General features: G+C 65.7%; 25 protein-coding genes and 2 pseudogenes. 14 read left to right on the top strand and 13 right to left on the bottom strand.

Annotated elements, in window-relative coordinates; all coding sequences use genetic code 11:
- Positions 1-93: 93 nt before the first annotated feature.
- The 3 genes from AB4Z42_RS19560 to AB4Z42_RS19550 are packed head-to-tail and all read left to right on the top strand — an operon-like array spanning position 94 to position 2,060.
- Positions 94-678, top strand: a complete 585-nt coding sequence (locus tag AB4Z42_RS19560; RefSeq protein WP_442010856.1) for a nuclear transport factor 2 family protein — start codon at positions 94-96, stop codon at positions 676-678.
- A gap of 37 nt (positions 679-715) precedes the next feature.
- A complete protein-coding gene (locus tag AB4Z42_RS19555; RefSeq protein WP_442010855.1) occupies positions 716-1,423 on the top strand; it encodes an SDR family oxidoreductase in 708 nt (235 codons plus the stop codon).
- 31 nt (positions 1,424-1,454) lie between these two features.
- Positions 1,455-2,060: a short chain dehydrogenase gene (locus AB4Z42_RS19550; RefSeq protein ID WP_442010854.1), complete on the top strand. Its 606-nt coding sequence runs from the start codon at positions 1,455-1,457 to the stop codon at positions 2,058-2,060.
- Between the two features lie 119 nt (positions 2,061-2,179).
- On the opposite strand, the gene AB4Z42_RS19545 is transcribed toward AB4Z42_RS19550, so the two are convergent.
- Positions 2,180-2,335: a hypothetical protein gene (locus AB4Z42_RS19545; RefSeq protein ID WP_442010853.1), complete on the bottom strand. Its 156-nt coding sequence runs from the start codon at positions 2,333-2,335 to the stop codon at positions 2,180-2,182.
- A 25-nt stretch (positions 2,336-2,360) separates the two neighbouring features.
- Between AB4Z42_RS19545 and AB4Z42_RS19540 the strand changes: the two genes are divergently transcribed.
- On the top strand, positions 2,361-3,017 hold the full coding sequence (locus AB4Z42_RS19540) for a TetR/AcrR family transcriptional regulator (RefSeq protein ID WP_442010852.1): 657 nt from the start codon (positions 2,361-2,363) through the stop codon (positions 3,015-3,017).
- 17 nt (positions 3,018-3,034) lie between these two features.
- Here the strand turns inward: AB4Z42_RS19540 and AB4Z42_RS19535 are convergent, their stop codons facing one another.
- Complete coding sequence (locus AB4Z42_RS19535; protein WP_442010851.1) at positions 3,035-3,460, bottom strand: TIGR03618 family F420-dependent PPOX class oxidoreductase; 426 nt, start codon at positions 3,458-3,460, stop codon at positions 3,035-3,037.
- 10 nt (positions 3,461-3,470) lie between these two features.
- Entirely contained in the window at positions 3,471-3,998 is a 528-nt protein-coding gene (locus tag AB4Z42_RS19530) for an aromatic-ring hydroxylase C-terminal domain-containing protein (RefSeq protein WP_442010850.1), read from the bottom strand.
- 69 nt (positions 3,999-4,067) lie between these two features.
- On the opposite strand from AB4Z42_RS19530, the gene AB4Z42_RS19525 reads away from it, so the two are divergent.
- The 7 genes and pseudogenes from AB4Z42_RS19525 to AB4Z42_RS19495 all read left to right on the top strand — a co-directional run bounded on the left by AB4Z42_RS19525 (position 4,068) and on the right by AB4Z42_RS19495 (position 11,126).
- The gene (locus AB4Z42_RS19525) at positions 4,068-4,220 is read left to right on the top strand and encodes a helix-turn-helix domain-containing protein (RefSeq protein WP_442010849.1); all 153 of its coding nucleotides are present in this window, start codon (positions 4,068-4,070) and stop codon (positions 4,218-4,220) included.
- A gap of 78 nt (positions 4,221-4,298) precedes the next feature.
- Positions 4,299-4,448, top strand: a pseudogene (locus AB4Z42_RS19520) (TetR/AcrR family transcriptional regulator); the annotation flags it as partial.
- Positions 4,449-4,497: 49 nt separating this feature from the next.
- Positions 4,498-6,738 carry a SpoIIE family protein phosphatase gene (locus AB4Z42_RS19515; protein ID WP_442010848.1) on the top strand — a complete coding sequence of 747 codons (2,241 nt, stop codon included), beginning with the start codon at positions 4,498-4,500 and terminating at the stop codon, positions 6,736-6,738.
- Positions 6,739-6,759: 21 nt separating this feature from the next.
- Positions 6,760-7,836, top strand: a complete 1,077-nt coding sequence (locus tag AB4Z42_RS19510; protein ID WP_442010847.1) for an NAD(P)H-dependent amine dehydrogenase family protein — start codon at positions 6,760-6,762, stop codon at positions 7,834-7,836.
- 106 nt (positions 7,837-7,942) lie between these two features.
- Complete coding sequence (locus AB4Z42_RS19505; protein WP_442010846.1) at positions 7,943-9,124, top strand: PP2C family protein-serine/threonine phosphatase; 1,182 nt, start codon at positions 7,943-7,945, stop codon at positions 9,122-9,124.
- On the top strand, positions 9,121-10,689 hold the full coding sequence (locus tag AB4Z42_RS19500) for a sensor histidine kinase (protein WP_442010845.1): 1,569 nt from the start codon (positions 9,121-9,123) through the stop codon (positions 10,687-10,689). The genes AB4Z42_RS19505 and AB4Z42_RS19500 overlap by 4 nt, the downstream gene beginning before the upstream one ends.
- A complete protein-coding gene (locus tag AB4Z42_RS19495; RefSeq protein WP_442010844.1) occupies positions 10,686-11,126 on the top strand; it encodes a response regulator in 441 nt (146 codons plus the stop codon). The genes AB4Z42_RS19500 and AB4Z42_RS19495 overlap by 4 nt, the downstream gene beginning before the upstream one ends.
- Here the strand turns inward: AB4Z42_RS19495 and AB4Z42_RS19490 are convergent.
- On the bottom strand, positions 11,123-11,533 hold the full coding sequence (locus tag AB4Z42_RS19490; protein ID WP_442010843.1) for an ATP-binding protein: 411 nt from the start codon (positions 11,531-11,533) through the stop codon (positions 11,123-11,125). The two genes, AB4Z42_RS19495 and AB4Z42_RS19490, sit on opposite strands and share 4 nt — an antisense overlap.
- A 67-nt stretch (positions 11,534-11,600) precedes the next feature.
- The gene (locus AB4Z42_RS19485; protein WP_442010842.1) at positions 11,601-11,972 is read right to left on the bottom strand and encodes a hypothetical protein; all 372 of its coding nucleotides are present in this window, start codon (positions 11,970-11,972) and stop codon (positions 11,601-11,603) included.
- A gap of 48 nt (positions 11,973-12,020) precedes the next feature.
- On the opposite strand from AB4Z42_RS19485, the gene AB4Z42_RS19480 reads away from it, so the two are divergent.
- On the top strand, positions 12,021-12,371 hold the full coding sequence (locus AB4Z42_RS19480) for a DUF732 domain-containing protein (protein WP_442010841.1): 351 nt from the start codon (positions 12,021-12,023) through the stop codon (positions 12,369-12,371).
- A gap of 68 nt (positions 12,372-12,439) precedes the next feature.
- On the opposite strand, the gene AB4Z42_RS19475 is transcribed toward AB4Z42_RS19480, so the two are convergent.
- On the bottom strand, positions 12,440-12,904 hold the full coding sequence (locus tag AB4Z42_RS19475; RefSeq protein WP_442010840.1) for a lipoprotein LpqH: 465 nt from the start codon (positions 12,902-12,904) through the stop codon (positions 12,440-12,442).
- A gap of 75 nt (positions 12,905-12,979) precedes the next feature.
- Positions 12,980-13,417, bottom strand: a complete 438-nt coding sequence (locus AB4Z42_RS19470; RefSeq protein ID WP_442010839.1) for a lipoprotein LpqH — start codon at positions 13,415-13,417, stop codon at positions 12,980-12,982.
- A 17-nt stretch (positions 13,418-13,434) separates the two neighbouring features.
- On the opposite strand from AB4Z42_RS19470, the gene tgt reads away from it, so the two are divergent.
- A complete protein-coding gene (gene tgt / locus AB4Z42_RS19465; protein WP_442010838.1) occupies positions 13,435-14,691 on the top strand; it encodes a tRNA guanosine(34) transglycosylase Tgt in 1,257 nt (418 codons plus the stop codon).
- Between the two features lie 54 nt (positions 14,692-14,745).
- Here tgt and AB4Z42_RS19460 read toward each other — a convergent pair whose 3' ends face one another.
- Positions 14,746-16,116: a flavin monoamine oxidase family protein gene (locus tag AB4Z42_RS19460; RefSeq protein ID WP_442010837.1), complete on the bottom strand. Its 1,371-nt coding sequence runs from the start codon at positions 16,114-16,116 to the stop codon at positions 14,746-14,748.
- Positions 16,117-16,174: 58 nt separating this feature from the next.
- Between AB4Z42_RS19460 and AB4Z42_RS19455 the strand changes: the two genes are divergently transcribed.
- Positions 16,175-17,497 carry an acetyl-CoA hydrolase/transferase family protein gene (locus tag AB4Z42_RS19455; protein WP_442010836.1) on the top strand — a complete coding sequence of 441 codons (1,323 nt, stop codon included), beginning with the start codon at positions 16,175-16,177 and terminating at the stop codon, positions 17,495-17,497.
- 5 nt (positions 17,498-17,502) lie between these two features.
- Here the strand turns inward: AB4Z42_RS19455 and AB4Z42_RS19450 are convergent, their stop codons facing one another.
- The 5 genes and pseudogenes from AB4Z42_RS19450 to AB4Z42_RS19430 all read right to left on the bottom strand — a co-directional run bounded on the left by AB4Z42_RS19450 (position 17,503) and on the right by AB4Z42_RS19430 (position 21,771).
- Positions 17,503-18,294, bottom strand: coding sequence for an amino acid ABC transporter ATP-binding protein (locus tag AB4Z42_RS19450; protein ID WP_442010835.1), 792 nt, complete (start codon positions 18,292-18,294; stop codon positions 17,503-17,505).
- Positions 18,291-19,673, bottom strand: coding sequence for an ABC transporter permease subunit (locus tag AB4Z42_RS19445; protein WP_442010914.1), 1,383 nt, complete (start codon positions 19,671-19,673; stop codon positions 18,291-18,293). Before AB4Z42_RS19445 ends, AB4Z42_RS19450 begins: the two co-directional genes overlap by 4 nt.
- 18 nt (positions 19,674-19,691) lie before the next feature.
- A pseudogene (locus tag AB4Z42_RS19440) lies at positions 19,692-20,423 on the bottom strand (amino acid ABC transporter substrate-binding protein); the annotation flags it as partial.
- A gap of 93 nt (positions 20,424-20,516) precedes the next feature.
- On the bottom strand, positions 20,517-21,389 hold the full coding sequence (gene gluQRS / locus AB4Z42_RS19435) for a tRNA glutamyl-Q(34) synthetase GluQRS (protein WP_442010834.1): 873 nt from the start codon (positions 21,387-21,389) through the stop codon (positions 20,517-20,519).
- 13 nt (positions 21,390-21,402) lie between these two features.
- Positions 21,403-21,771 (bottom strand): hypothetical protein, encoded by a 369-nt coding sequence (locus AB4Z42_RS19430; protein WP_442010833.1) that lies wholly within the window; start codon positions 21,769-21,771, stop codon positions 21,403-21,405.
- Positions 21,772-21,830 lie beyond the last annotated feature (59 nt).

Genomic DNA, 21,830 nt, shown 5'->3' with positions numbered 1-21,830 from the left:
GGATGAGCGGGACTTACCCAGGCCGCCGCCAGCCCGCCAAGACTTGATGGGAGCCCACCGACGTGGGTGCCCAGCAAGGATTGAGGCCCTGCGATGACCGACCCAATGACTGACTTCGTGCAAGTGGTTGCACACGAGCGAGAAGGCCGCGACCGAGGTTGGTGGGACCAGATGGCTGGCTGCTACCACCACGATTCGCGTGTGCGGTCGATGTGGTTCACCGGCAGCGGCGAGGAATTCGCCGCTGCCTCCCGGGCCATGGCCGAGCGAGGTGACCACGCGCGACACCGTCTGTCGGTCCCGTCGGTGCATCGGCACGGCCAGCGTGGGGTGGTGTCGATGCCCATGGCGATCGAATTTCGCATCGATATACACGGCGTCGAGGCCGATCTCGTCAGTTACGCCCGCGGCATTTACCGCGTGGAACGCCGTAACGGGCAGCTCAAAATTTGTGATCTGTCGACGATCTATGAACGAGACACCCTGACTGCGGTGGTACCGGGCAGTTCCCTCTCGGTTGATTCCGAGCGGCTCGCCTCGATGCCCGCGAGCTACCGAATGCTCGCGTACTACTTCGATGTTCGCGGATACGTCGTTGATCCCGACCTGCCGAGTGACGACCAGCCAGCAGTGGCACAAGAGCTGCTCACCGAAGCCTTTGACTGGCTCGTGGGCTGAACCACCCCGCAATACACATCACGCAAAGGAGAAATAAATGACCACCATCCTGATCACCGGCGCCAACAAGGGCCTCGGCTACGAAACTGCTCGGCAGCTGATTGCGACGGGTCACACCGTCTACCTCGGTTGCCGTGACCCAAAGCGCGGCCAAGACGCCGCCCAACAACTCGGAGCGCGGCTGGTCAGGCTCGACGTCACCGACGACGACTCGGTGTCCGCGGCAGCGCACCTCATCGAGGAGATGGGTGGGCTCGACGTGTTGGTCAACAACGCCGGTATCGAGGGCCGTGGCGACGACAACGCCATCATCGCAGCCGAGGACGTAACAGCGGAGATGATGCGAGAGGTGTTCGACACCAACGTCTTCGGCCTTATTCGGGCCACTCACGCCTTCTTGCCGCTGCTGCAGCGGTCGCCGGCCCCGGTGATCGTTAACGTCAGCAGCAGCCTGGGATCGATGAGCCTCGCCGAGTCACCGGAAAGCCCGACCTACTTCTATCCTGGTGTCGCCTACCCGGCGTCGAAATCGGCTGTCAACATGATCACCGTCCAGTTCGCCAAGCAGTTTCCGGCCATGCGAGTCAATGCGGTCGAGCCTGGTTACACCGACACAGACCTCAACGGGCACACCGGCACTCAGACGGTCGAAGAAGGCGCGCGGATCATCGTCGAGATGGCCCAAACTGCCCCTGACGGGCCCACGGGCGGCTACTTCTCCGCTCACGGCCCAGTCCCCTGGTAAACCTCCCACTCAAAGACTCAAGGAACCAATGATGAAGATCGTTGTCATCGGTACGGGCACGGTGGGCAGAGCGGTTGCCCGCACACTGCGCCGCAATGCGCACACCGTCGTCTCGGTAGGGCGCAGCTCAGGTGATTTGCACGCCGACATCACCGACACCAACAGCATCCAAACTCTCTTCGAGGAACTCGGCCAGGTTGACGCCGTGGCGTGCGCTGCAGGAGGTGTCTACCCGGCTCCGCTGGTTCACAGCACCGACCAGCAATGGCAGGACTCGATCGCGAGCAAGGGCCGCGGTCAAATCGATCTGGTACGCGCCGCGTTGCCGCACGTCTCCGACAATGGGTCCTTCACGTTGATCTCCGGCATCCTGGGAAAGGAGATCACCGCGGCCAGCACGATCGGTGCCACGGTCAATGCCATGGTGGAAGGATTCGTGATCGCCGCTGCCACCGAACTACCTCGCGGAATTCGTATCAACTGCGTCAGCCCCACCGTCCTCGCCGAGTCGCCGCAATACCAATCGTATTTCCCCGGCTACCCACCAGTGCCCGCAGAGGACGTCGCCATGGCCTACCTCCGGGCCATCGCGAACCCATTCACCGGTCGCATCCTCACGCTCCATCAATTTGTGTGAGAGAGGCTGTGATCACTTCGACGAATCACGCCACGCACGACACAAAGGCAAGGTTCAAATCCCTCCGAGACCGCCAAGTTTTCTCCTCCAACGCAGTGGAGGGCGAAGACTGTCCCATGTTATCGGCGCAACACCTCGAGCAGCTGGCCGAACATGATCGGGTAGAGGAGCGTCAAGGCCGACTCTGGCCCCTTGATCTTCTGCCTTAGGACATCGGGCCGGTCCACCCGTGCGGGGACTATCCGGCCGCCGTCAGGGAGGTTGCCTCGCGCCATAGACGCCGCGCGTTGTCACCATCGAGTGCATAATTCGCAACCCCGCCGGCAGGGCCGAGGTTTTCGGCGCGCTCGGTCACCACGTCGGCTTCGTTATTGTTCTCGCAAATTCGACGAGCGAGAGGTTGTAGTCGCCGCGCGCCTGTTGTTCAACGAAACTGGTTACCACGGAACCTCAGTAGAGGATCTCTCCCGCGTCACGGGGCTCAGCAAGGGCAGCCTCTATGGCGCGTTCGGCGACAAAGAGGCCCTCTTCCAGCGAGTATTCGAAGAGTACTGCGCAAGCTCCGACGAGGGTGCCGCCGCGCGGCTCGAAGGCCCGGAGGACCAGGCCCTGGACCGCATTCGCGACTGGCTGACGGCGCCGGAGGGCCGCACCGACCGGCGCGGCTGCCTGTTGGCGAAGGCCACAGCCGAACTGGCGTGGGAGAACGACGGGATCGCTGCACGGTCGCTCGCGGCGTACGAGACGCTACTGGACAGCTGCCGACAACTTGTCGAGCAGGCGCAGCGTGCCGGGCATGTAGATCCGGCCGCCGACGCCGCGGTGCTCGGCGGGCTGATCCTGACGACGCACCGCGGGCTCGAGGCGCTCGCCAGGGCAGGAGTCGACACGGAGGCGAGGAACCGCATCGCCGACGCCCTGATTGACACCATCGCGCTCACTCCAGTGCGCGCGTAGGCGCCCACTGCTGAGGGCTACTTGGGCCGCCCGTCGGCTTGATCGTTGTTCTTCTGGGATCCCCACCCGTGTACGCGGTCGACTTCAATCAGCGCGCTGATCCGCGCACGGTCCCTGCGGCCGTACGGGGCGTCGGTGTAGTGCCGGGAGAGTGCGTCGATGTCGGCCAAGTCGTCGTCGGGGTAGATCTCGGCGACCCGACCGATGATGGTCACGTGGGTGTACCAATCGCTGTCGTCGAGGACCGTCAGGGATACCCGCGGATCGTTTCGGATGTGCTCCAGGCGTTTCCGGCCCTCGTCCATGTTCACCAGAATGCGGTCGCCCCGTAGGAGGTACCACGTGGCGGCCGACACCGGCTGGCCATCGGAGCGAACGGTGGTGATCACAGCGGGATTTGCCTTCGCCAGCATCTCTTTGGCGGTATCGGTGAGTCGTGACATGCCAGGATGACTACCCACATTCAGGCCCGGGTAGGCCGGCGCCCAAGAACACTGAACCCGAACGTCCGGCGCCGAGCCACCGGTGCAGGACCGTCAACCAGGCCTGGCGGTCCGAGGGATCCCCGACCCACGCGATGTAGCCGTCGGGCCGGACAAGGACGGCGGGGCCTGTATCGGATCGCTCGACCTCCATGAGACCGGGAACGCCCACCGGCCGCGTCTCCCGTTCACGGATGAGCACGAATCCCGGCCGCCGCTGGATGTGTGCCAATTTGTCGGCCCGGAGCGGGATTTCGGCCGCGCGGGTGCCCGCCAGCGGGTGCTGCCCACTGCCATGTGCGTATCGCAGTATGGTGCCTGCAACGCTGCCCGCCACGGCATCACGCACGCGCGGCACGCGAAGCATCCTCGGCGCGATCAGGTTCCGCATTCCGCGGGCGATGCGCGGACGCAGCGTGACGCCGCGAGCCATCAGGCCGGACTGGGTCAGCACCCGCTTGCCGATGGGGTGGCGTTCGCGGTGGTAGGTATCGAGCACGTCGTCGCCCGCGCCCGAGAGCGCCGCGTCGATCTTCCATGCCAGATTAGGCCGACGAAAGCCGCGATCTTGGCTGCTGCGCGGGCGCAGTTCGGGCAAAACGGATTCGACAGGACGACCATCCGTTCGGTGGCGTCGGCGGCGGGCGTCGACCCCGCGCTGGTGATGCACTACATCGCGAACAAGGACGACCTCTTCGGCGAGGTGTCCCGCCTCGACTAATCCCCCCGGACCTGTCCGGGGTGGCGCCGCAGGACGTGGCCGACGTGCTGTTGCCGCTGTTCGTCGAGGTCGGCCGAGCGTGCGGACCTCATCGGATCGCAGCTGCTGGGCATCGTGGTTGGGCGCTACATCCTCGGTATCCCACCCCTTGTCGCGATGGACGATCAGACACTGGCCCGCTGGCTGAAACCGGTTCTGACGCACTACCTCACCGATCCGGCACCGTGACGGGCAGGCATACTGCCAGTTACAAGGTTGCACAACTGAATGGGGGGATGTGACCGACGAGGATTTTGTGCCGGTCGGCACGCCCGTCGACCTCGACAACTGTGCGCGGGAGCCGATCCACATCCCCGGCAGCGTTCAGCAGCGCGGTGTCCTGGCCGTTGTGCGCGAATCCGACTTGGAGGTTCGCCAGGTAAGTGCCAACGTCGCGGACCTGCTCGGTCGCTCCGTGGACGACGTTCTCGGAAAGCACCTGTCACACCTGATCGGGCCGGACGAGGCCGCTCGCGTCGCGCAGGCGACCTCGGCGCCGGGCGACCTACGTCAACGTAACCCGCTCGAGTGCGTGATCGACGTCGCCGGCCAGGCACGCGAGTTCGACGCGATCCTGCGTCGTGAGCCGGGTGACGTCCTGCTGGTCGAGATCGAGATCGCTTACGGCGAAAGGCCGTTCACGTTCCCGAACACCTACCAGGCCGCGCGCAGTTCGGTGGACGAACTCAACCGCGCCGCCACCCTGACCGAGCTCTACGACGCCACCGCGCGCGCGATCCGCGAGCTCACCGGCTTCGACCGCGTGATGGTCTATCGATACGACGAGGACTACAACGGCGAGGTTGTCGCCGAAGCCAAACGCGACGACCTCAACGCGTTCCTCGGGCTGCACTACCCGTCGACCGACATCCCGGCACAGGCGCGGGCGCTGTACGAGAAGAACTGGCTGCGGCTGATCTCCGACGTCGGCTACACCCCATCGCCATTGGTGCCCACGATCGATCCGGAGCGGGGCGAGCCGACGGACCTGACGTATGCGACGCTGCGCAGCGTCTCGCCGATTCATATCGAGTACCTGCAGAACATGGGCGTACAGGCGTCGATGTCGATCTCACTGCTGCGGCACGGACGGCTCTGGGGATTGATCGCCTGCCACCACTACGCCGGTCCGCACCTGCCGCCGTTCGGCACCAGGGCCGCTGCCGAATTTCTCGGCTCCACCCTCTCGCTGCGGCTCGTGGACCAGTTCGAAGACGAGCAACTGCACAAGCGATTGGCCGCGCAGGCCGTGCTGGGGAAGCTCACCGCCGCCACCCTGGACGATCGGGAATCGCTGACTGCGGTACTGCTCGGAGCCCCGAATCTGATGGACCTCGTGCCTGCCGACGGCGTCGCCGTCAACATCGGTGGCGAGTACCGGGTGCGTGGGCCGGTGCCGCCGCCTGCGGTCGTGGCCGCCGTCGCCGCATGGGCGGTCGTCGCGGGTGACGAGATCACGAGCAGCGACTCGCTGTCGCGTGAGCTGCCGGATCTCGACCTCGACCCGCAGGTGAGCTCCGGCGCGCTGGCGATCAACCTGCCCGACGGGCAGTACGCGATCTGGTTCCGAAGCGAGGTGCTGCGTTCCGTCGACTGGGGCGGCGACCCGCACAACAAGGCGATCGCCGTCAGCGAAGGCGACGGGATCCGCCTCAGCCCGCGCAAGTCGTTCGAGCGGTGGCGCGAAACCGTGGACCGTTGCTGCGAACCGTGGGCGGTGACCGAGAAAGAGTCCGCCGAGGCGTTACGACGGCACCTCGTCGAATCGCTGTACCGCCGCACGCGGGGCGCGCTGCGCGTCGCCGAGACCCTGCAGCGCAGCCTGTTGCCCACGTCGATACCGACCGTCGACGGCTGGCAGCTGTCCGCGCATTACGAACCTGCCGTCGGCGGGCGCGTCGGCGGGGACTGGTACGACGCATTCGAGACCCGCGATGGCCGGTTGATCGTGCTGATCGGAGACGTCGCCGGGCACGGCATCACGGCGGCCGGAACGATGGCGCAGGTGCGGAATACCCTTCGCGCGTACCTTTTCACCGGCGCCCCTCCCGCCGAAGCACTCGATTTGCTCAACGACTTCTGCGTCCACATGGTGTCGCGCGCGTTCGCCACCGTCATCGTTGCCCGAATCGACCTGGCCAACGGAGATGTCGAGGCCGCGTGTGCCGGACACCTGATCCCCTTTGTCACCCAGCGCGAGGGTGTGGTCGATCCCGCGCCGATCCGGCTTTCGCCGCCGATCGGGGCGAAGGGCGTGACCTACGAGCCGAGCACATTCCGAATCGAGCGCGGACAGGGTTTGGTGATGTTCTCCGACGGTCTGGTGGAACGGCGCCATGAGCCGATCGACGACGGCATCAACCGGCTGGCCGAAATGCTCGGCTACGCAGGCGATTCGACGGCGACCCGGATCTCGATGGCGATGGCGGCCGGCGTGGCCGACGACGACGTCACCGTCGTCACGCTCCGCCGCCTCTAGGCGCGGTGCTACGGTCCGATCGTGTATCGGGTCATCCAGTGGGGCACAGGCACGGTCGGCAGCGAAATCGTCACCGCCATCCTCGACCACCGAGACGATCTCGAGCTCGTCGGCGCGCTGGTCTACACCGACGCGAAGGACGGCGCCGACGTCGGCACGCTCGTCGGCCGTGAGCCGATCGGCGTCACCGCCACCACCGACGTCGAGCAGATCCTGAAACTGGACGCCGACTGCGTCGTCTACACGCCGCGCACCGCGCGCCTCGACGACGTCTGCCGATTGCTGGGAAGCGGCAAAAACGTTGTCACGACAGCATTTCTGTTCCATCCCGCACGACTCGGCACCCCAGATCGTGACCGCGTCCTTGCGGCCTGCGAGAAGGGCGCGAGCAGCGTGCACGGCAGCGGCCTGAACCCCGGCAACCTATCCGGGGTGCTGCCGCTGGCACTGTCGGGCATGAGCCGAACGATCGACAAGATCACGCTGCAGGAACGTGCGGACTGGTCGGTCTACGAGAGCACCGGAATCACATTCGACAACATGGCATTCGGCCAGCCCGTCGAAGACATCAGCCCGACCGCGACCGACTTCCTGGCGTTCAACAGCTCGATCTTCATCGAACAGGTCTGGCTTCTCGCCGACGCGTTGAACGCGGGCATCGACGACGTCACCGCCACGGTGGAGGCCATCGGAGCCGAACAGGATCACCAGATCTTCGATCATCTGCTGGCCGCCGGAACGACGGCCGGGCAGCGCTGGAACTGGGTCGGGCGCCGCGACGGCGAAGCACTCATCGAGATCGAAACCCTGTGGACGGTCGGCGGCGAGTACCCCGGCCATTGGCCCAAGCCCGCGCACGGCTGGACGCTGACCATCGAAGGCGATCCGTCGATGCGCACCCACTTCATGTCGCTGGCCAGCTTCACCCGCCCTGCCACCATGGAAGAGCACGTGCGGTCGGCCAGCGTCGCGACGGGCATGCAGGTCCTCAATGCCGTCCCGGCCGTGTGCCAAGCACCGCCCGGCTTCGCCACCTCGGCGACGCTGCCACTGATTCGCAGCCATGTCGGGTTCCGGCGAGAAACCGGGGTGGGGTAACAGCTATTGTCTGGTACGTCACTGAAGAAGCGGTCACGGCGGCCACGGTGACAGGCTCGAAAGACGTGGTTGCGAGTGCTTTCGGTGTATAAACCTGCGGGTGAGCATGACGGTTGATGAAGCCGCCGTCGGACGGCCCTTCTCGGTGTTGCTCGTCGAAGACGACCGGGCTGACGCCGTGCTGGTCGAGGAATTGATCGTCGATTCGGGCGCCGACATCCAGGTGGTGTGGTCGCCGTCGATCGAGGACGCCGGGCGCCGACTGAAGGTCTCCCGCCCGGACTGCATTCTTCTGGACCTCAACCTTCCCGACGCCGACGGGATCAAGGCGCTCGACCAGGTCGCCAAACAGGACGCGACCATGCCGATCGTCGTGCTGACCGGTCTCAACGACGAACATTTCGGAGTCTCCGCCGTCGCGGCGGGAGCCCAGGATTACCTGGTCAAGGGCCGGGTTGAGCCGGATACGCTGCACCGCGCGCTGCTGTACGCGGTCGAACGCAAACGCGCCGAGCTGACCGCGGTCGAATTGCACGCCAGCGAAATGCGCGCCACTGAGAACGCCCGCCTCGAACGCGGGCTGCTGCCGTCACCGCTGTTGCTGGACAACCCCGGCGTGGACATCGTCGCGCAGTACCGGCCAAGTCGTCAGTTCGCGCTTCTCGGCGGCGACTTCTACGACTTCGTCCAGACGCCCGACCGGACCGTGCATGTCATGGTCGGCGACGTGGCCGGACACGGTCCCAATGAAGCGGCGCTCGGCGTCGCGCTGCGCATCGGTTGGCGCGCGCTGACGTTCGCAGGCCTGCGTGGCAACGAGCGGATGCATCAGCTGGAACGGATCCTGAGCACCGAGCGGCCGGGCACGAGCATCTTCGCGACCGTGCTGTCCGTGGCGATCTCGCCCGATGACCTGAGTTTCAACGCGGTGTCCGCCGGCCATCCCGGGATGCTGCTGCACGGGCCCGATTCGGTGCAGTGGCTGGAGCCCGCGGTGGGCCCCGCGCTCGGTCTCAGCGGACACGAATGGCCGTTGAACATCCTCGAACTGCCGCCAGGGCACGGCCTTGTGCTGTTGACCGATGGATTGTTCGAAGGCCGTTCCGGGCAGGGCGCCGAGCGCCTCATGGAGGGCGGTCTGCTCGAGGTGGCGCAGTCCTACGCGCACCTTCCCGGCCCCGAGTTCGTCAGTGCGCTCATCGATGACGTCGAGCGCCGCGCACAGTCCGTCGGCGGGACAAGCGACGACATCGCGGTGGTGCGGGTCGAGCGGACGGCGACCGGATGAAGAGGTGGCAACCGACGGTCCAGGGTTGGCAGAACCTCGTGCTGGCGGTCATGGGCCTTGTCCTGCTCGCGGGGGCCATCGTCGGGGCGGTACTGCTGAACCGAACCAACGATGGATGGAACGAGATCACCCGGGAGATCGGGCCGATGCGGATCGCGGCGTTCCAGCTGCAGGCCGCGTTGCGTGATCAGGAGACGTCGATCCGCGGGTATGCGATCTCCGCTGATCCCCAGTTCCTGGAGCCGTATGTCGCCGGGCAGAAGGCCGAACAAGCCGCAGCGCAGGTGATCCGGGACCACGCCGGGGAACGCACCAGGGTGGTCGACGACCTGGAGGACATCGAGCGCAAGTCCGCGGCGTGGCGAGGCGAATATGCCGAGCCGGTGATCGCCGACGTGAAACCGACAGCGCCGTCGATTGTCGACACCGTGTCGGCCGACCGCGGCAAGGCGTTGTTCGATTCTCTCCGGCAACACTTCGACACTCAGCTGGCCCACCTGCAGCAGGAACGCGACGCCGCGCTCGCGGACCTCATGGTGGTGCAGAAATGGCGCGACATCGTCCTGGCCGCGATAGCCGTCGCGCTGGTTCTCACCGCGGTTCTGTCGGCACTGGTGATCCGAACCGCAGTCACGCGTCCGCTCACGGCGCTGGCTGCGTCGTGCAGACGAATAACCCAGGGCGACTTCACCGAGCAGATCGTGCCCCAGGGCCCCAAGGACATTCGCGCCATCGCGGCCGATGTCGAGGACATGCGTCAGCGCATCGTCGACGAGCTGGAAGCCAGTCAGGCGACGCGAAGTCAACTTGCCGACCAGGCTATGGAACTGCAGCGGTCCAACTCCGAACTCGAGCAGTTCGCCTACGTCGCGTCGCACGACCTTCAGGAGCCGCTGCGCAAGGTGGCTTCCTTCTGCCAGCTCATCGAGAAGCGGTATGGGGACAAGCTCGACGAACGCGGCACCGAGTACATCGCGTTCGCCGTCGATGGCGCCAAACGTATGCAGATTCTGATCAACGATCTGCTGACGTTCTCTCGAGTGGGCCGGCTCAACCCGACGCAGAATGCCGTCGACCTCGGCGCGACGCTCGATGACGCGATCGAGAACCTCGACACCGCGATCACCGAATCCGGCGCCGAGATCGTCCGCGAAGGACCACTTCCGCGGATCAAGGGCGATCCCACCCTGTTGACGATGGTGTGGCAGAACCTCATCGGAAATGCCATCAAGTTCAAGCGGGACGGCGTCGCGCCACGCATCGTCGTCGACTGCGAGAAGAGCCCGGACGAACCCGACGGCCCATGGCAGTTGACCGTGACGGACAATGGCATAGGCATTCCCGAGGAGTTCTCCGACAAGGTGTTCGTCATCTTCCAGCGTCTGCACGGGCGCGACGTCTACACCGGCACCGGCATCGGTCTGGCGCTGTGTAAGAAGATCATCGAACACCACGGCGGCAGCATCTGGATCGACAACTCCTTCACCGGGGGTTCCAGGTTTCGCTTCACGATCCCCGTCGCTGCGGACAAGCGAGTCGCAGCCAAACTGGAAGGACCTTCATGAGTCCCGATGGTCGCGCCATCGACGTCCTGCTCATCGAGGACGATCCCGGGGATGAAGTCATCACCCGGGAAGCCTTCGAGCACAACAAGATCAAGAACAACCTTCATGTCGCGCACGACGGCGAGGAGGGGCTGGACTTCCTGTACCGGCGCGGTCGCTTCGCGGATGCCCCGCGACCCGACCTCGTGCTGCTAGATCTGAATTTGCCGAAATACGACGGTCGCCAGCTGCTCGAGCAGATCAAGTCCGACCCGGAACTCAGCCACATCCCCGTCGTGGTGTTGACGACGTCCTCGGCGGAAGAGGACATCCTGCGCAGCTACAAGCTGCACGCCAATGCGTATGTCACCAAGCCGGTGGACCTCGACCAGTTCATGAACGCCGTGCGCCAGATCGACGAGTTTTTCGTCCAGGTGGTTCGGCTGCCGCAGCCCTAGCCGGCCGCGTCGAACTTCATGCGCACCGTGGTGCCGTGGGGTGAGGACTTGACGTCAAGGCCTGCGCTCACCGCCCGCATGATCGGCAGGCCCCGCCCGCGAGTGCTCGGTTGGCTCGGCGGTGGCTGCCAGACGCCGTGATCGGCGATGTCGATGACGATCTGTCCGTGGTCGTAATACGCCTCGACACGAATGGCGCCCGGATCGACCCCGCGGTACGCGTGCTCGATGCAGTTGGTGGCCGCCTCGTTGACCACCAGCACGATGTCGGCGCGGGCGGACTTAGACACCCCGAGCGGCGCGAGCCAATCGGCGAGCCGGCGACGGATTTCGGCAAGTCGTTCGGCGGAAGCCGGAACCTCGATGCGGAGCGACTTGGTCGGTCGCGAACACGCATCGATTGCCACGCGCATCGTTGTACCCCGAAAGGGGCCAGATCTCACGCAAGAGACCGGCGCGTTATCAGTGTGTGATCTAGCGGTAGAACGTCCAGCTGTAATCCGCGCTCCACGCGCCGCCGACGCAGGCCAGCGGGACGCCGTCCGGCGACTGCGCGACACCCGTCTGATCCCCGCACGGCAGACGCAACGTACGTACCCCCACCAGCGGCGGAGCCGAAACCCATACGCTGCGCGAACTGCACGCCAGCGTGTTTCCCGATGCGTCGATGCCCCAGTTGTATCGGGTGTTCTGCACGCAGTGGTCACCGGCGACGGCGGTGCGAGTGAGGTACGGCACGCAGTCGGCGCCGTCGCAATACCCGGGTGAGGCCGACGCGTTCGCCGCCAAAACCATGGGCGCCGCCGCGAACCCGCACGCCAGCGCAACTGCAGCGAGGATCTTCATGAGCCTTAGCGTAGGTTTCTGTGCGCGTCACGCGTAGGGTTTCGGGTCATGAAGCTGGCCATCGCCGCTATGTCAGCCGCCCTCGCGACCGCCGCGAGCGCGGTTGTGCTTGCGCCCGCGGCGAACGCCGACGTCGTCGCCTACCTCGTCAACGTGCATGTGCGGCCCGGCTACAACTTCCCCAACGCCGACGCCGCGATCGGCTACGGCAACACCATCTGCGACCGGGTCGCCGCCAAGATGGATTACGCACAGCTCGTCGACCAGGTGAAGGCCGACTTCCACACCACCGACTACTACCAGGGCGCCTACCTCATCAACCAGGCGATCAACGAGCTGTGCCCCGCGCAGATCTGGCAGCTGCGGCAGTCCGCGGGCGGCTACACCCTGCCCGCCTGACCCTGCCTGATCCATGACAACGGCGGCGCCCCTTGCCGGGACGCCGCCGCTGATCCGTTCGATGTGCCCTAGGGGCAGGTGACCTCGATCTCGAATGGCTTGTTCACCGGCTGCAGCGGGTTGGCCATGTCCACCCCGGTCGCGGTACCGGAAATCGTGTAGGTCTTGCCGTCCTTCTCGGCCTTGGCCTCACCCTGTCCCGCGCCCTGCTGGTAGCCCAGCGTCACGCCGTTGACGTTGCCGAGACCCACAGACTGCACGGTGGGCGAATCGCCATCGCTGACCACGGCCGCGATACCGGTGGCGGCATCGCCGATCGCGATGTTCATGTTGCCGCCCATGGAGCTGCACACGATCGTGCCCGAGACCGCCTGGTCCTTGCCATCGATCGTGACTGTGGTCTTGCCCTCCGCTGAGGCTGCCGACGAGGTCGAACCGGAGGTCTCGGACTTCTTCTCATCCTTGGAACACCCGGACAGACCGGCGACGACGACAGCCAAGCCGCACACGGCGACTACGAACCCACGCTTCACCACGTTCTCCTTTGTATTGTCGCGACCCGTCAAGATCGGCGGATCATCTCCAGCAGTATGGTGCGCGGCGCCGGGCTAACAGGACACTTTGATGGCGAAAGTCCCGGAATTCCGAAAGCTGGGACTGTCGGTGTCGAAGCCCTCGGCGGTTCCGGTGATGTCGTAGGTGCGGCCGGTCATCCCGACGTTCGCGGTGTTGTCGCCAAGGCCCGCGTTGTAACTGCCGGTGAACCCGCCGAGGTCGCGGATGGCGACCGATTCAGCGGTGAGCTGGTCTCTGTTCGACACCAACGCGGTGACGCCGCTCGCGTCATCGCCGGTCGAGATGATGGTCATCGGTCCGATCGTGGTGCACTGCACGGCGTCGGTGGAACCGGCGGCCTGGCCGTTCACGGTGGCCTGTGCGGTGCCTGCGACCAGCGAGCCGGGTGGCGGCTTGTACTCGGGCGGTCCCGACGAGCACCCCGCCAGCGCGAGCGCGGTCGCGGCGATGGCGAGCAGGTGAGTTCTCACAGTGCAGAATCTACGGCGTGGTCGCGCCGAATTCCCCGCCTCCGACAGACTCGTCGGCGCCGTTCTTCAGCGTCGACGCCGAACTGCCCGGCCGGCCGGGTCGTGCGGGTGTGATCCGCACGGCGCACGGCGACATCCACACTCCGGCGTTCATTCCCGTCGGCACCCAGGCAACGGTCAAGGCGGTTCTGCCGGAGACCATGAGAAGCCTTGGCGCACAGGCTCTTCTAGCCAACGCCTATCATCTGTACCTGCAGCCGGGCCCCGACATCGTCGCGGAGGCGGGCGGCCTCGGCACATTCATGAACTGGCCAGGTCCCACCTTCACCGACAGTGGCGGATTCCAGGTGCTCTCACTGGGCGCGGGCTTTCGCAAGGTGCTGGCGATGGACACCGAACGCGTTCAGGCCGACGACATCATCGCCGAGGGCAAGGAACGCCTCGCCAACGTCGACGACGACGGTGTCACCTTCCGATCGCATCTGGACGGCACCACCCACCGGTTCACCCCCGAGGGGTCGATCCAGATTCAGCACCAGCTCGGCGCGGACATCATCTTCGCGTTCGACGAGCTGACCACGCTGGTGAACACCCGTGGCTACCAGGAAAAGTCTGTGCAGCGCACCCACGACTGGGCGGTGCGGTGCGTGGTCGAACACCGCAAACTCACCGCAGCGGCTCCCGATCGGCCCACGCAGGCGTTGTTCGGCGTAGTCCAGGGCGCGCAGTACGAGGACCTGCGCAGAGCCGCCGCGCGCGGGCTCACGTCGATCGTCGGTGATGACGGCGTCGGCTTCGACGGGTACGGCATCGGCGGGGCGCTGGAGAAGCAGAACCTGGCCACCATCGTCGGCTGGGTCACCAGAGAGTTGCCCGACGACAAGCCCCGGCATCTACTGGGTATCAGCGAGCCCGACGATCTGTTCGACGCCGTCGCCGCGGGCGCCGACACCTTCGACTGCGTTTCGCCGTCGCGGGTGGCACGCAACGCCGCGGTGTACTCGACGGCCGGACGGTTCAACATCACCAATGCCCGGTACCGACGCGACTTCACTCCGATCGACGCCGACTGCGACTGCTACACCTGCGCGCACTACACCCGGGCCTATCTGCACCACCTGTTCAAGGCCAAGGAGATTCTGTCCGCGACGCTGTGCACGATTCACAACGAGCGGTTCGTCGTGCGGATGGTCGACCAGATTCGCGCGGCGATCAGGGCGGGGGAGTTCGACGAGCTGCGCGCACATGTGCTGGGCAACTACTACTCGAGCTAGTTGCGATTTGTGTGCGTTTCGGAGCGGTGAGCGCTCCTCAACGCACACAAATCGCTAGGAAAGTTCGGCGATGACCGCCTGCGCTGCCCGCTCGCCGGCGTCGACCGCGCCCTCCATGTAGGCACTCCAGAAGGTGGCGGTATCGGTTGACGCCCAATGGATCACGCCGATCGGGGAGGATAGAGCCGCACCGTAGGTGGTCCACACATGCGGCCCGTGGTTGGCGTTGTAGCAGCCGCGGGTCCACTGCCGCTCCGACCATTCGCCGTCGACATAGAACTCGGGTGTGGCGGCCTTGCTGCCGAAGTGGCGTACGAGTTCGGCGGTCAGCGCTTCCCGCCGCTCGGCCTCGGAAAGGAGCCCGTAGGTGCGTGCCTGGGTTCCCTCCAGGAACAGCAGGATCACGCCGTGGTCATCGCCGGGAATGCACGTGTCGTTCGACATCCGGGCCGGACCGATGTCGGAGATGAGCTGACCGTTGAATCCGTCTCTGCGCCAGAACGGCTCGTCGTAGATGAAGAACGCCTTCATCGCCGAACCGTTGGGCAGCCGCTGGGTCAGCTGATCGCGTACCCCGGGCAGCGGCGGGTCGTACATGATGCGGCCCGCGAGCGTCGGCGATATCGCGACGATGACGCGCCGACCGCGGGCCACCAGTCCGCCGCGGCAGTGCACGGTGACGCCGTCGGCGCAGTGCTCGATCAGCTGGACCGGCACGTCGAGGACGATGCGATCGGAGATCAGCGCCGCCAGCCGATTCGGGATCTCACTGGTGCCGCCGACGAACCGGGTGGTCTGTGCGCCGCCCTCGGACTCGGCGAACAGCTCCGACGTCACCCCGCACGTCCTGATCGTGAACAGCAGATGCAGGAATGACACCTCCGCGGTGGGCACCGCCAGGATCCCGACGGTGCAGATCTCCAGCAGGGTGCGGGCCACCGGCGAAAGCCCCTGCGCGTCATACCAGGCGCCCGCGGTGAAGGCGTCCCATTCGAGCGCCCGCGGAGCCGTCCATGGCGCTTCGACGGGGACCTCTTCTGACAGCACGTCGAGCCGGCGCAACACCAGTTCGAGCTCCCGCAGCTCCGATGCAAAGCGGGCGTGAAACTCGTTCTCCCGCAAGACACCGGCGTCGACCATCTCGTAGGACGTCACGCCCTCGTCGTACTGGGGGAAGGTTTCCACGCCGAGTTCCGCGGCCAGCCGGAACATCCGTTCGTGTGTGTCGCCGATCCACTGCGCACCGAGTTCCACGGGAACCCCGGGCAACGCCTCCTGGGTGAGGATCCGCCCTCCGACGCGCTCGTCGGCTTCCAGCACCAGCGGCGTGAGACCCGCCTCGAGCAGTTTTCGTGCGGCGATCATTCCGGAGAGCCCCGCTCCGACAACGATGACGTCCGCGTCCATGGTCGACGGCTGCACCATCGAGCCACTTTCTCACAGGCCTTGGCATTGAGAGCGCGAACGTGGGTAGTTTCAGGCCATGCCAGAAGAGCTCAGCGCCGAGCAGGCCGCCGCCAGACTCAACGTCGCCGACACCTTGGGGATCCCGCTCGGGCCGGGCCAGCCGCCCGCATTCCTCCGGGCGCTTGGCGACCGGAAGGACTGGACGGATCTGCGCGTCTACGGCGCGCTGCTTGCGGTCGTCACCGACCTGTTCTCACACCAGGGTGTCCGCCACACGTCGGGCTTCTTCGGTCCGCTGGAGCGCGGACTACGCGACAGCGGCGCCAACGTCGAGTTCACGCCCGCGGACTTCCGCCGCTTCGGCCCGCTGCTCGAGCGCCAGGCGCCACGGGTGATGACGACCGTCACGACGCCGCCCGACAAGGACGGCTGGTGCTCACTTTCACTGCACGCCGGCGGGACCATCGCCGAATTGCACCGTGCGGGTGAGGATCCCGAGCGACTGCTGATCGTCGAGGCGTCGGATGCCTACCCGCGGACCTTCGGCATGGGCGAAGAGCATCGGCATGCGCTGCACGTCGATGAGATCGACATCCTGGTGCAGTCCTCCGAACCGCCGCTCGCGCTGCCGGGCGGTGAGGCGCCGCCAAGTGACGTGGACCGCGAGATCGCGCGGCACGCCGTCGACTACATGCCGTCCGGGGTCACCCTGCAGACGGGGATCGGCTCGATTCCGAACCAGATCGCGACGCTGCTCGCCGAGGGGGACGGCGGCGAGTTCGGACTGCACAGCGAGATGTTCACGGACGGCTGCATGCGGTTGCACCAGGCAGGCAAGGTCACCAACACCCGCAAGAGCCAGTACGACGGCGTGAGCGTGACGACGTTCGCGTTCGGCTCGCCGGATCTCTACGCGTGGCTGAACGACAACTCCGACGTCGTGTTCCTGCCCGTCGAGATCGTCAACTCACCCGACGTGATCTCCGCCAACGACAACATGATCACGATCAACGGCGCGCTGGCCATTGACATCCACGGTCAGGTCGTCGCCGACACGATCAGCGGCGGGCAATTCAGCGGAATCGGTGGCGCCGAAGATTTCGTCGCAGGTGCGGGTCTGGAACTGTCGGACCGCTCACTGATCTGCCTGCCGTCGACGTTCGAGAAGAACGGACAGCTGCAGTCGCGCATCATGCCGTGGTTCGGTCCCGGCGCGGTCATCACCACACCGCGACATCAGGTCGACGTGATCATCACCGAGTACGGCGCCGCGGAGCTGGAGGGTATGACGGTCCGTGAGCGTGGCGAGGCGCTCGCCGCGATCGCGCATCCGCAGTTCCGCGACGATCTGATCGCCGCCGCCGAACGCGCGTCCAAGGGCCGTTCCCCGGTCGAGTGAAACCGCTAGAGCGGGTTGAGGATTCGCTCCAGGAACTGACGGGTGCGCTCTTCCTTCGGGTTCCCGAGCACCTCGTCGGGAGTGCCCTTCTCGAGGATGACGCCCTGGTCGGTGAACAGCACCTGGTTTGAAACCTGTCGGGCGAACTGGATTTCGTGCGTGACGATCACCAGCGTCCAGCCCTCGACGGCAAGGTCCTTGATGACCGAGAGCACCTCGCCGACCAACTCCGGGTCAAGCGCTGACGTCGGCTCGTCGAACAGCACCAGCTTGGGCTTCAGAGCCAATGCCCGCGCGATGCCCACGCGCTGCTGCTGTCCGCCGGAGAGCTGGAACGGGTACTGGTCCCTCTTCTCGGCCAACCCGACCTGCTCGAGCAGCTCGAGGGCATCGGCGATGGCCTCCTCCTTCGGTCGCTTCTGCACGATGACCGGGCCCTCGATGATGTTCTGGAGCACCGTTTTGTGCGGGAACAGGTTGTGTCCCTGGAACACGAAGCCGCTGCGCGACTGGAACTTGCGGACATCGGCTTTCGGTGTGGGCGTGGAGAAGTCGATTTCGACGTCGTCCACCCGGATCACGCCGGAATCGGCCCTGTCGAGCGCATTCAACGTGCGCAGCAGCGTCGTCTTACCCGACCCCGACGGGCCGATGATGGTCGTCGCGGTGCCCCGCTCCACCGTGAACGAGACACCCCGCAGCACCTTGTTGTCGCCGAACGCCTTCTCGACGTTCTCGGCGGTGACGCGATACTCGGTCGCGGTTCCGCCGTCTTTGCGTTCGCTGGCTTCGCTCATCGCGCCACATACCTTTCCAGTCGGCGTTCCACGCGGGCCTGCCCGAACGACAGCACCAGGCAGATCACCCAGTAGTAGATCGCCGCCGTGCCGTACAGCGCGAAGAACTCGAACGTCGGAGCCGCCACGATCTGCGCCTGACGCAACAGTTCGGTGACGAGAATCGTCGACGCCAGCGAGGTGTCTTTCACCAGCGAGATCAACGTGTTCGACAGCGGTGGCACCGCGACGCGGGTGGCCTGCGGCAGGATGATGCGCCGCAGCGCGCCCGTGTAGTTCAAGCCGATGGTCTCGGCCGCCTCCCACTGACCCTTCGGCACGCTCAGGATCGCCGAGCGGATGATCTCCGCGGCGTAGCCGCCGACGTTCAGGCTGAACGCGATCACCGCGGCGGGGAACGGATCGATCTTGACGCCGAACTCTGGCAGGGCGAAGAACACGATGAACAGCTGCACCAGCAGAGGGGTGCCGCGGATGATCGAGATGTAGAAGCGGGCGACGTTGCTCAACACCACATTCGACGACAGCCGTGCCAGCGCCACCGCCAGCGCTATCACCAGGCCGACGATGAAGCTGATGATCGTCAGCGGGATCGTCATGGTGAGTGCGGCCTTGGCCAGCGGCCACAGGTTGTCGAGGATCAGCTGCCACGCCGACCGTACCTGGGGTGAGCCGGCCTGCTGCGGTTGTTCGCCGCCGGAGGCGTCGGCCTTCAGGTACTGCTGCGAGATCGCAGACAGCTTGCCGTCGGTGCGCAGTTCCTCGAGGGCACCGTTGAGTTCGGGAAGCAGGCCGCTGTTCTTGCGCGCAGCCAGGCCCTGCTCGCTCTTCTCGCCCGTGTTGCCTGCGATCTTGATGGACGTGTCGCCGGTCTCGGCGAGGTAGGCGTACACCGCGATGCTGTCGTTGATCGTCGCGTCCACCCGGCCCTGGTTGAGCAGTGTGATCGCCTGCGCGAAGCCCTCGACGGACTCGACGTTCGCGCCGGAGTCCCGCGCGACCTGCGCCCAGTTGCTGGTGGTCGACTGGGCGGTCGTCTTACCTTTGAGGTCGTCAAGCGATGTGATCGAATCGTCGTCTGCCTTCGTGACGATGACACCCTCGCCGACCGCGTACGGGACCGAGAGGTCGTATTTCCCTTGGCGTTCCGGGGTGATCGTGACCTGGTTGGCCACGACGTCGAACCGGTTCGCTTCGAGCGCGGCGAATATCGAGTCCCACGGAGTTTCGACGAATTCTACTGGCACCCCGAGTTTCTCACCGACCGCGCGGGCCACGTCGATGTCGTAGCCGACGAGCTCACCAGTGCCGGGATCGTGGTAGCTGAACGGTGCGTATGTCCCCTCGGTGCCGACGCGCAGCACACCCGCCGCCCGGATCGGGGTCGCAGGTGGCGCACCTGTGGCGTCGGTCTTGAGGTACTTCTCCGAAATCTCGGTGAGGGTGCCGTCGGCGCGCAGCTCGTTGAGTGCGCGGTTCAGTTCGGGCAGGTAACCGCTGTCCTTGCGGGCGGCGAAACCCTGCTCGCTCTTCTCGCCGACGGTGCCCGCGATCTTGACCGACTTGTCACCGGTCTCGGCGAGGTAGGCGTAGACGGCGATGCTGTCGTTGATGACGACGTCGACGCGGCCCTGGTTGAGAAGGGTGATCGCCTGGGTGAAGCCCTCGACGGTTTCGACGTTCGCGCCGGCATCTCGCGCCACCTGGGCCCAGTTGCTGGTGGCGTTCTCGGCTGCGGTCTTGCCCTTGATGTCGGCGAGGGTCTTGATCGAATTGTCGTTGGCCCGGGTGACGATCACGCCCTCGCCGACCGTGTACGGCTGGGACAGGTCGTACTTGCCCTGGCGTTCGGGGTTGATGGTCACCTGGTTGGCGACGACGTCGAACCGCTTGGCCTCGAGCGCGGCGAATATCGAGTCCCACGGGGTCTCGACGAATTCGACTGGTACGCCCAGCTTCTCACCGACCGCCTTGGCCACGTCGACGTCGTAGCCGGTTAGTTCACCGGTCTTGGGGTCGTGGTAACTGAACGGCGAGTAGACGCCCTCGGTCCCGATACGCAGCACCCCTGCCGACTTGATGGGGTCCGCAGTGTTACCCGAGGTGCCGCAGGCCGAGAGGAAGACCATCGCAAGCGCCAACAGCGCCAGCAGCCCTCGCCGCAAATAAGAGATCACCGGCGGACGCTAGCAAGGACTACGGCCGTGGCCCAAGGGTTCTGCTCAAGCGGGCCGATATATCCACGGGTATCGGGGCAGTGCAGCAGGGTCGAACTGCGTGAGCATCTGCTCAACGGTCGACGCTTGGTAGCCAAGCGAATCCGCGATCTGCGCGACGGCACGTTCGGTGCCGATCTCGGCGAGCGTGACGGCGCCGTCGCGTTTGGCCAGTCGCGCACCTTTCTCGTTGAGCACCAGGGCGACATGCGCGTACGTCGGCTCGGGGTGACCGAGCAGGCCGGCGAGATAGGCCTGACGTGGCGATGACGGCAGCAGGTCGTCGCCGCGCACCACCTGGTCGACGCCCTGCGCCGCGTCATCGACGACGACGGCCAGGTTGTAGGCCGGAACGCCGTCGCCGCGACGCACGACGAAGTCGTCCACGATCCCGGTGTATTCGCCGTGCAGCAGATCGTAGACCGTGTGCCTCATCGTGTCGGTGCGCAACCGCAGCGCGGGCGGGCGGTCCAGCACAGCACGACGGTCCTCGCGTTCAGCGTCGGACAGGTCGCGACATGTCCCGGGATACGCGCCCTGTGGTGCATGCGGTGCCCGCGGCGCCTGAGCGATATCCTTTCGGCTGCAATAGCATTCGTACAACAATCCGCGGTCCGCCAGCGCTGCGATCACCGCCTCGTAGCGGGCGATGTGCTGGGTCTGCCACTCGGTGGGCTCATCCCACGTCAGACCGATGGCGGCGAGATCGTCGAGCTGGCGCCGCGCGATATCGGTGAACGTGCGGTCGTCGAGATCATCGACGCGCATCACGAAGCGGCGCCCGGTCGAGCGTGCGAACAGCCATGCCAGGACGGCCGTGCGGAGATTGCCGATGTGCAGATCGGCCGACGGACTCGGCGCAAACCTGCCAGCGGTCACCCACGCAATCTAACTAGCTGCGCTCCCACGGCGGATCTTCGCCCATCTTCTTGTAGTACTTGGCGAGGTGGCTCTTCACCCGGTCGATGTCGCTCTCGGGCAGGTCGACACCGCCGCGGGCGCCGTCCATGATCCCGCCGGCGGCCATCACCCCGCGTGGTACGGCTTCGAGCTTGCCGTCGACGACATCGGCGATCAGCAGCTTGTACGCGGTGAAATTATTCTTGTTGTCGCCGTCGTACCAGACGTGGGCATCGCGGTACTTCTGGTTCGGTTCGTCCTCGGCGTCCGCCCACTTACGCACTCGTTTCTCGGCGGGTCCGCCATCCCACTGCCGGTCGCGGTCGGCCAGCGGGAGGTCCTGAAAACTCGTCACAGACATGACTCTGGCGTGCCCTGGACGCACCGATTCAAACCGATGAGTTCCCTGTGGAGTGCCGG

The organism is Mycobacterium sp. 2YAF39, from assembly GCF_052114565.1.
Taxonomy (GTDB): domain Bacteria; phylum Actinomycetota; class Actinomycetes; order Mycobacteriales; family Mycobacteriaceae; genus Mycobacterium.
Note: the sequence above shows the minus strand (reverse complement) of the source record. Positions and strands in the feature narration are given on the sequence as shown.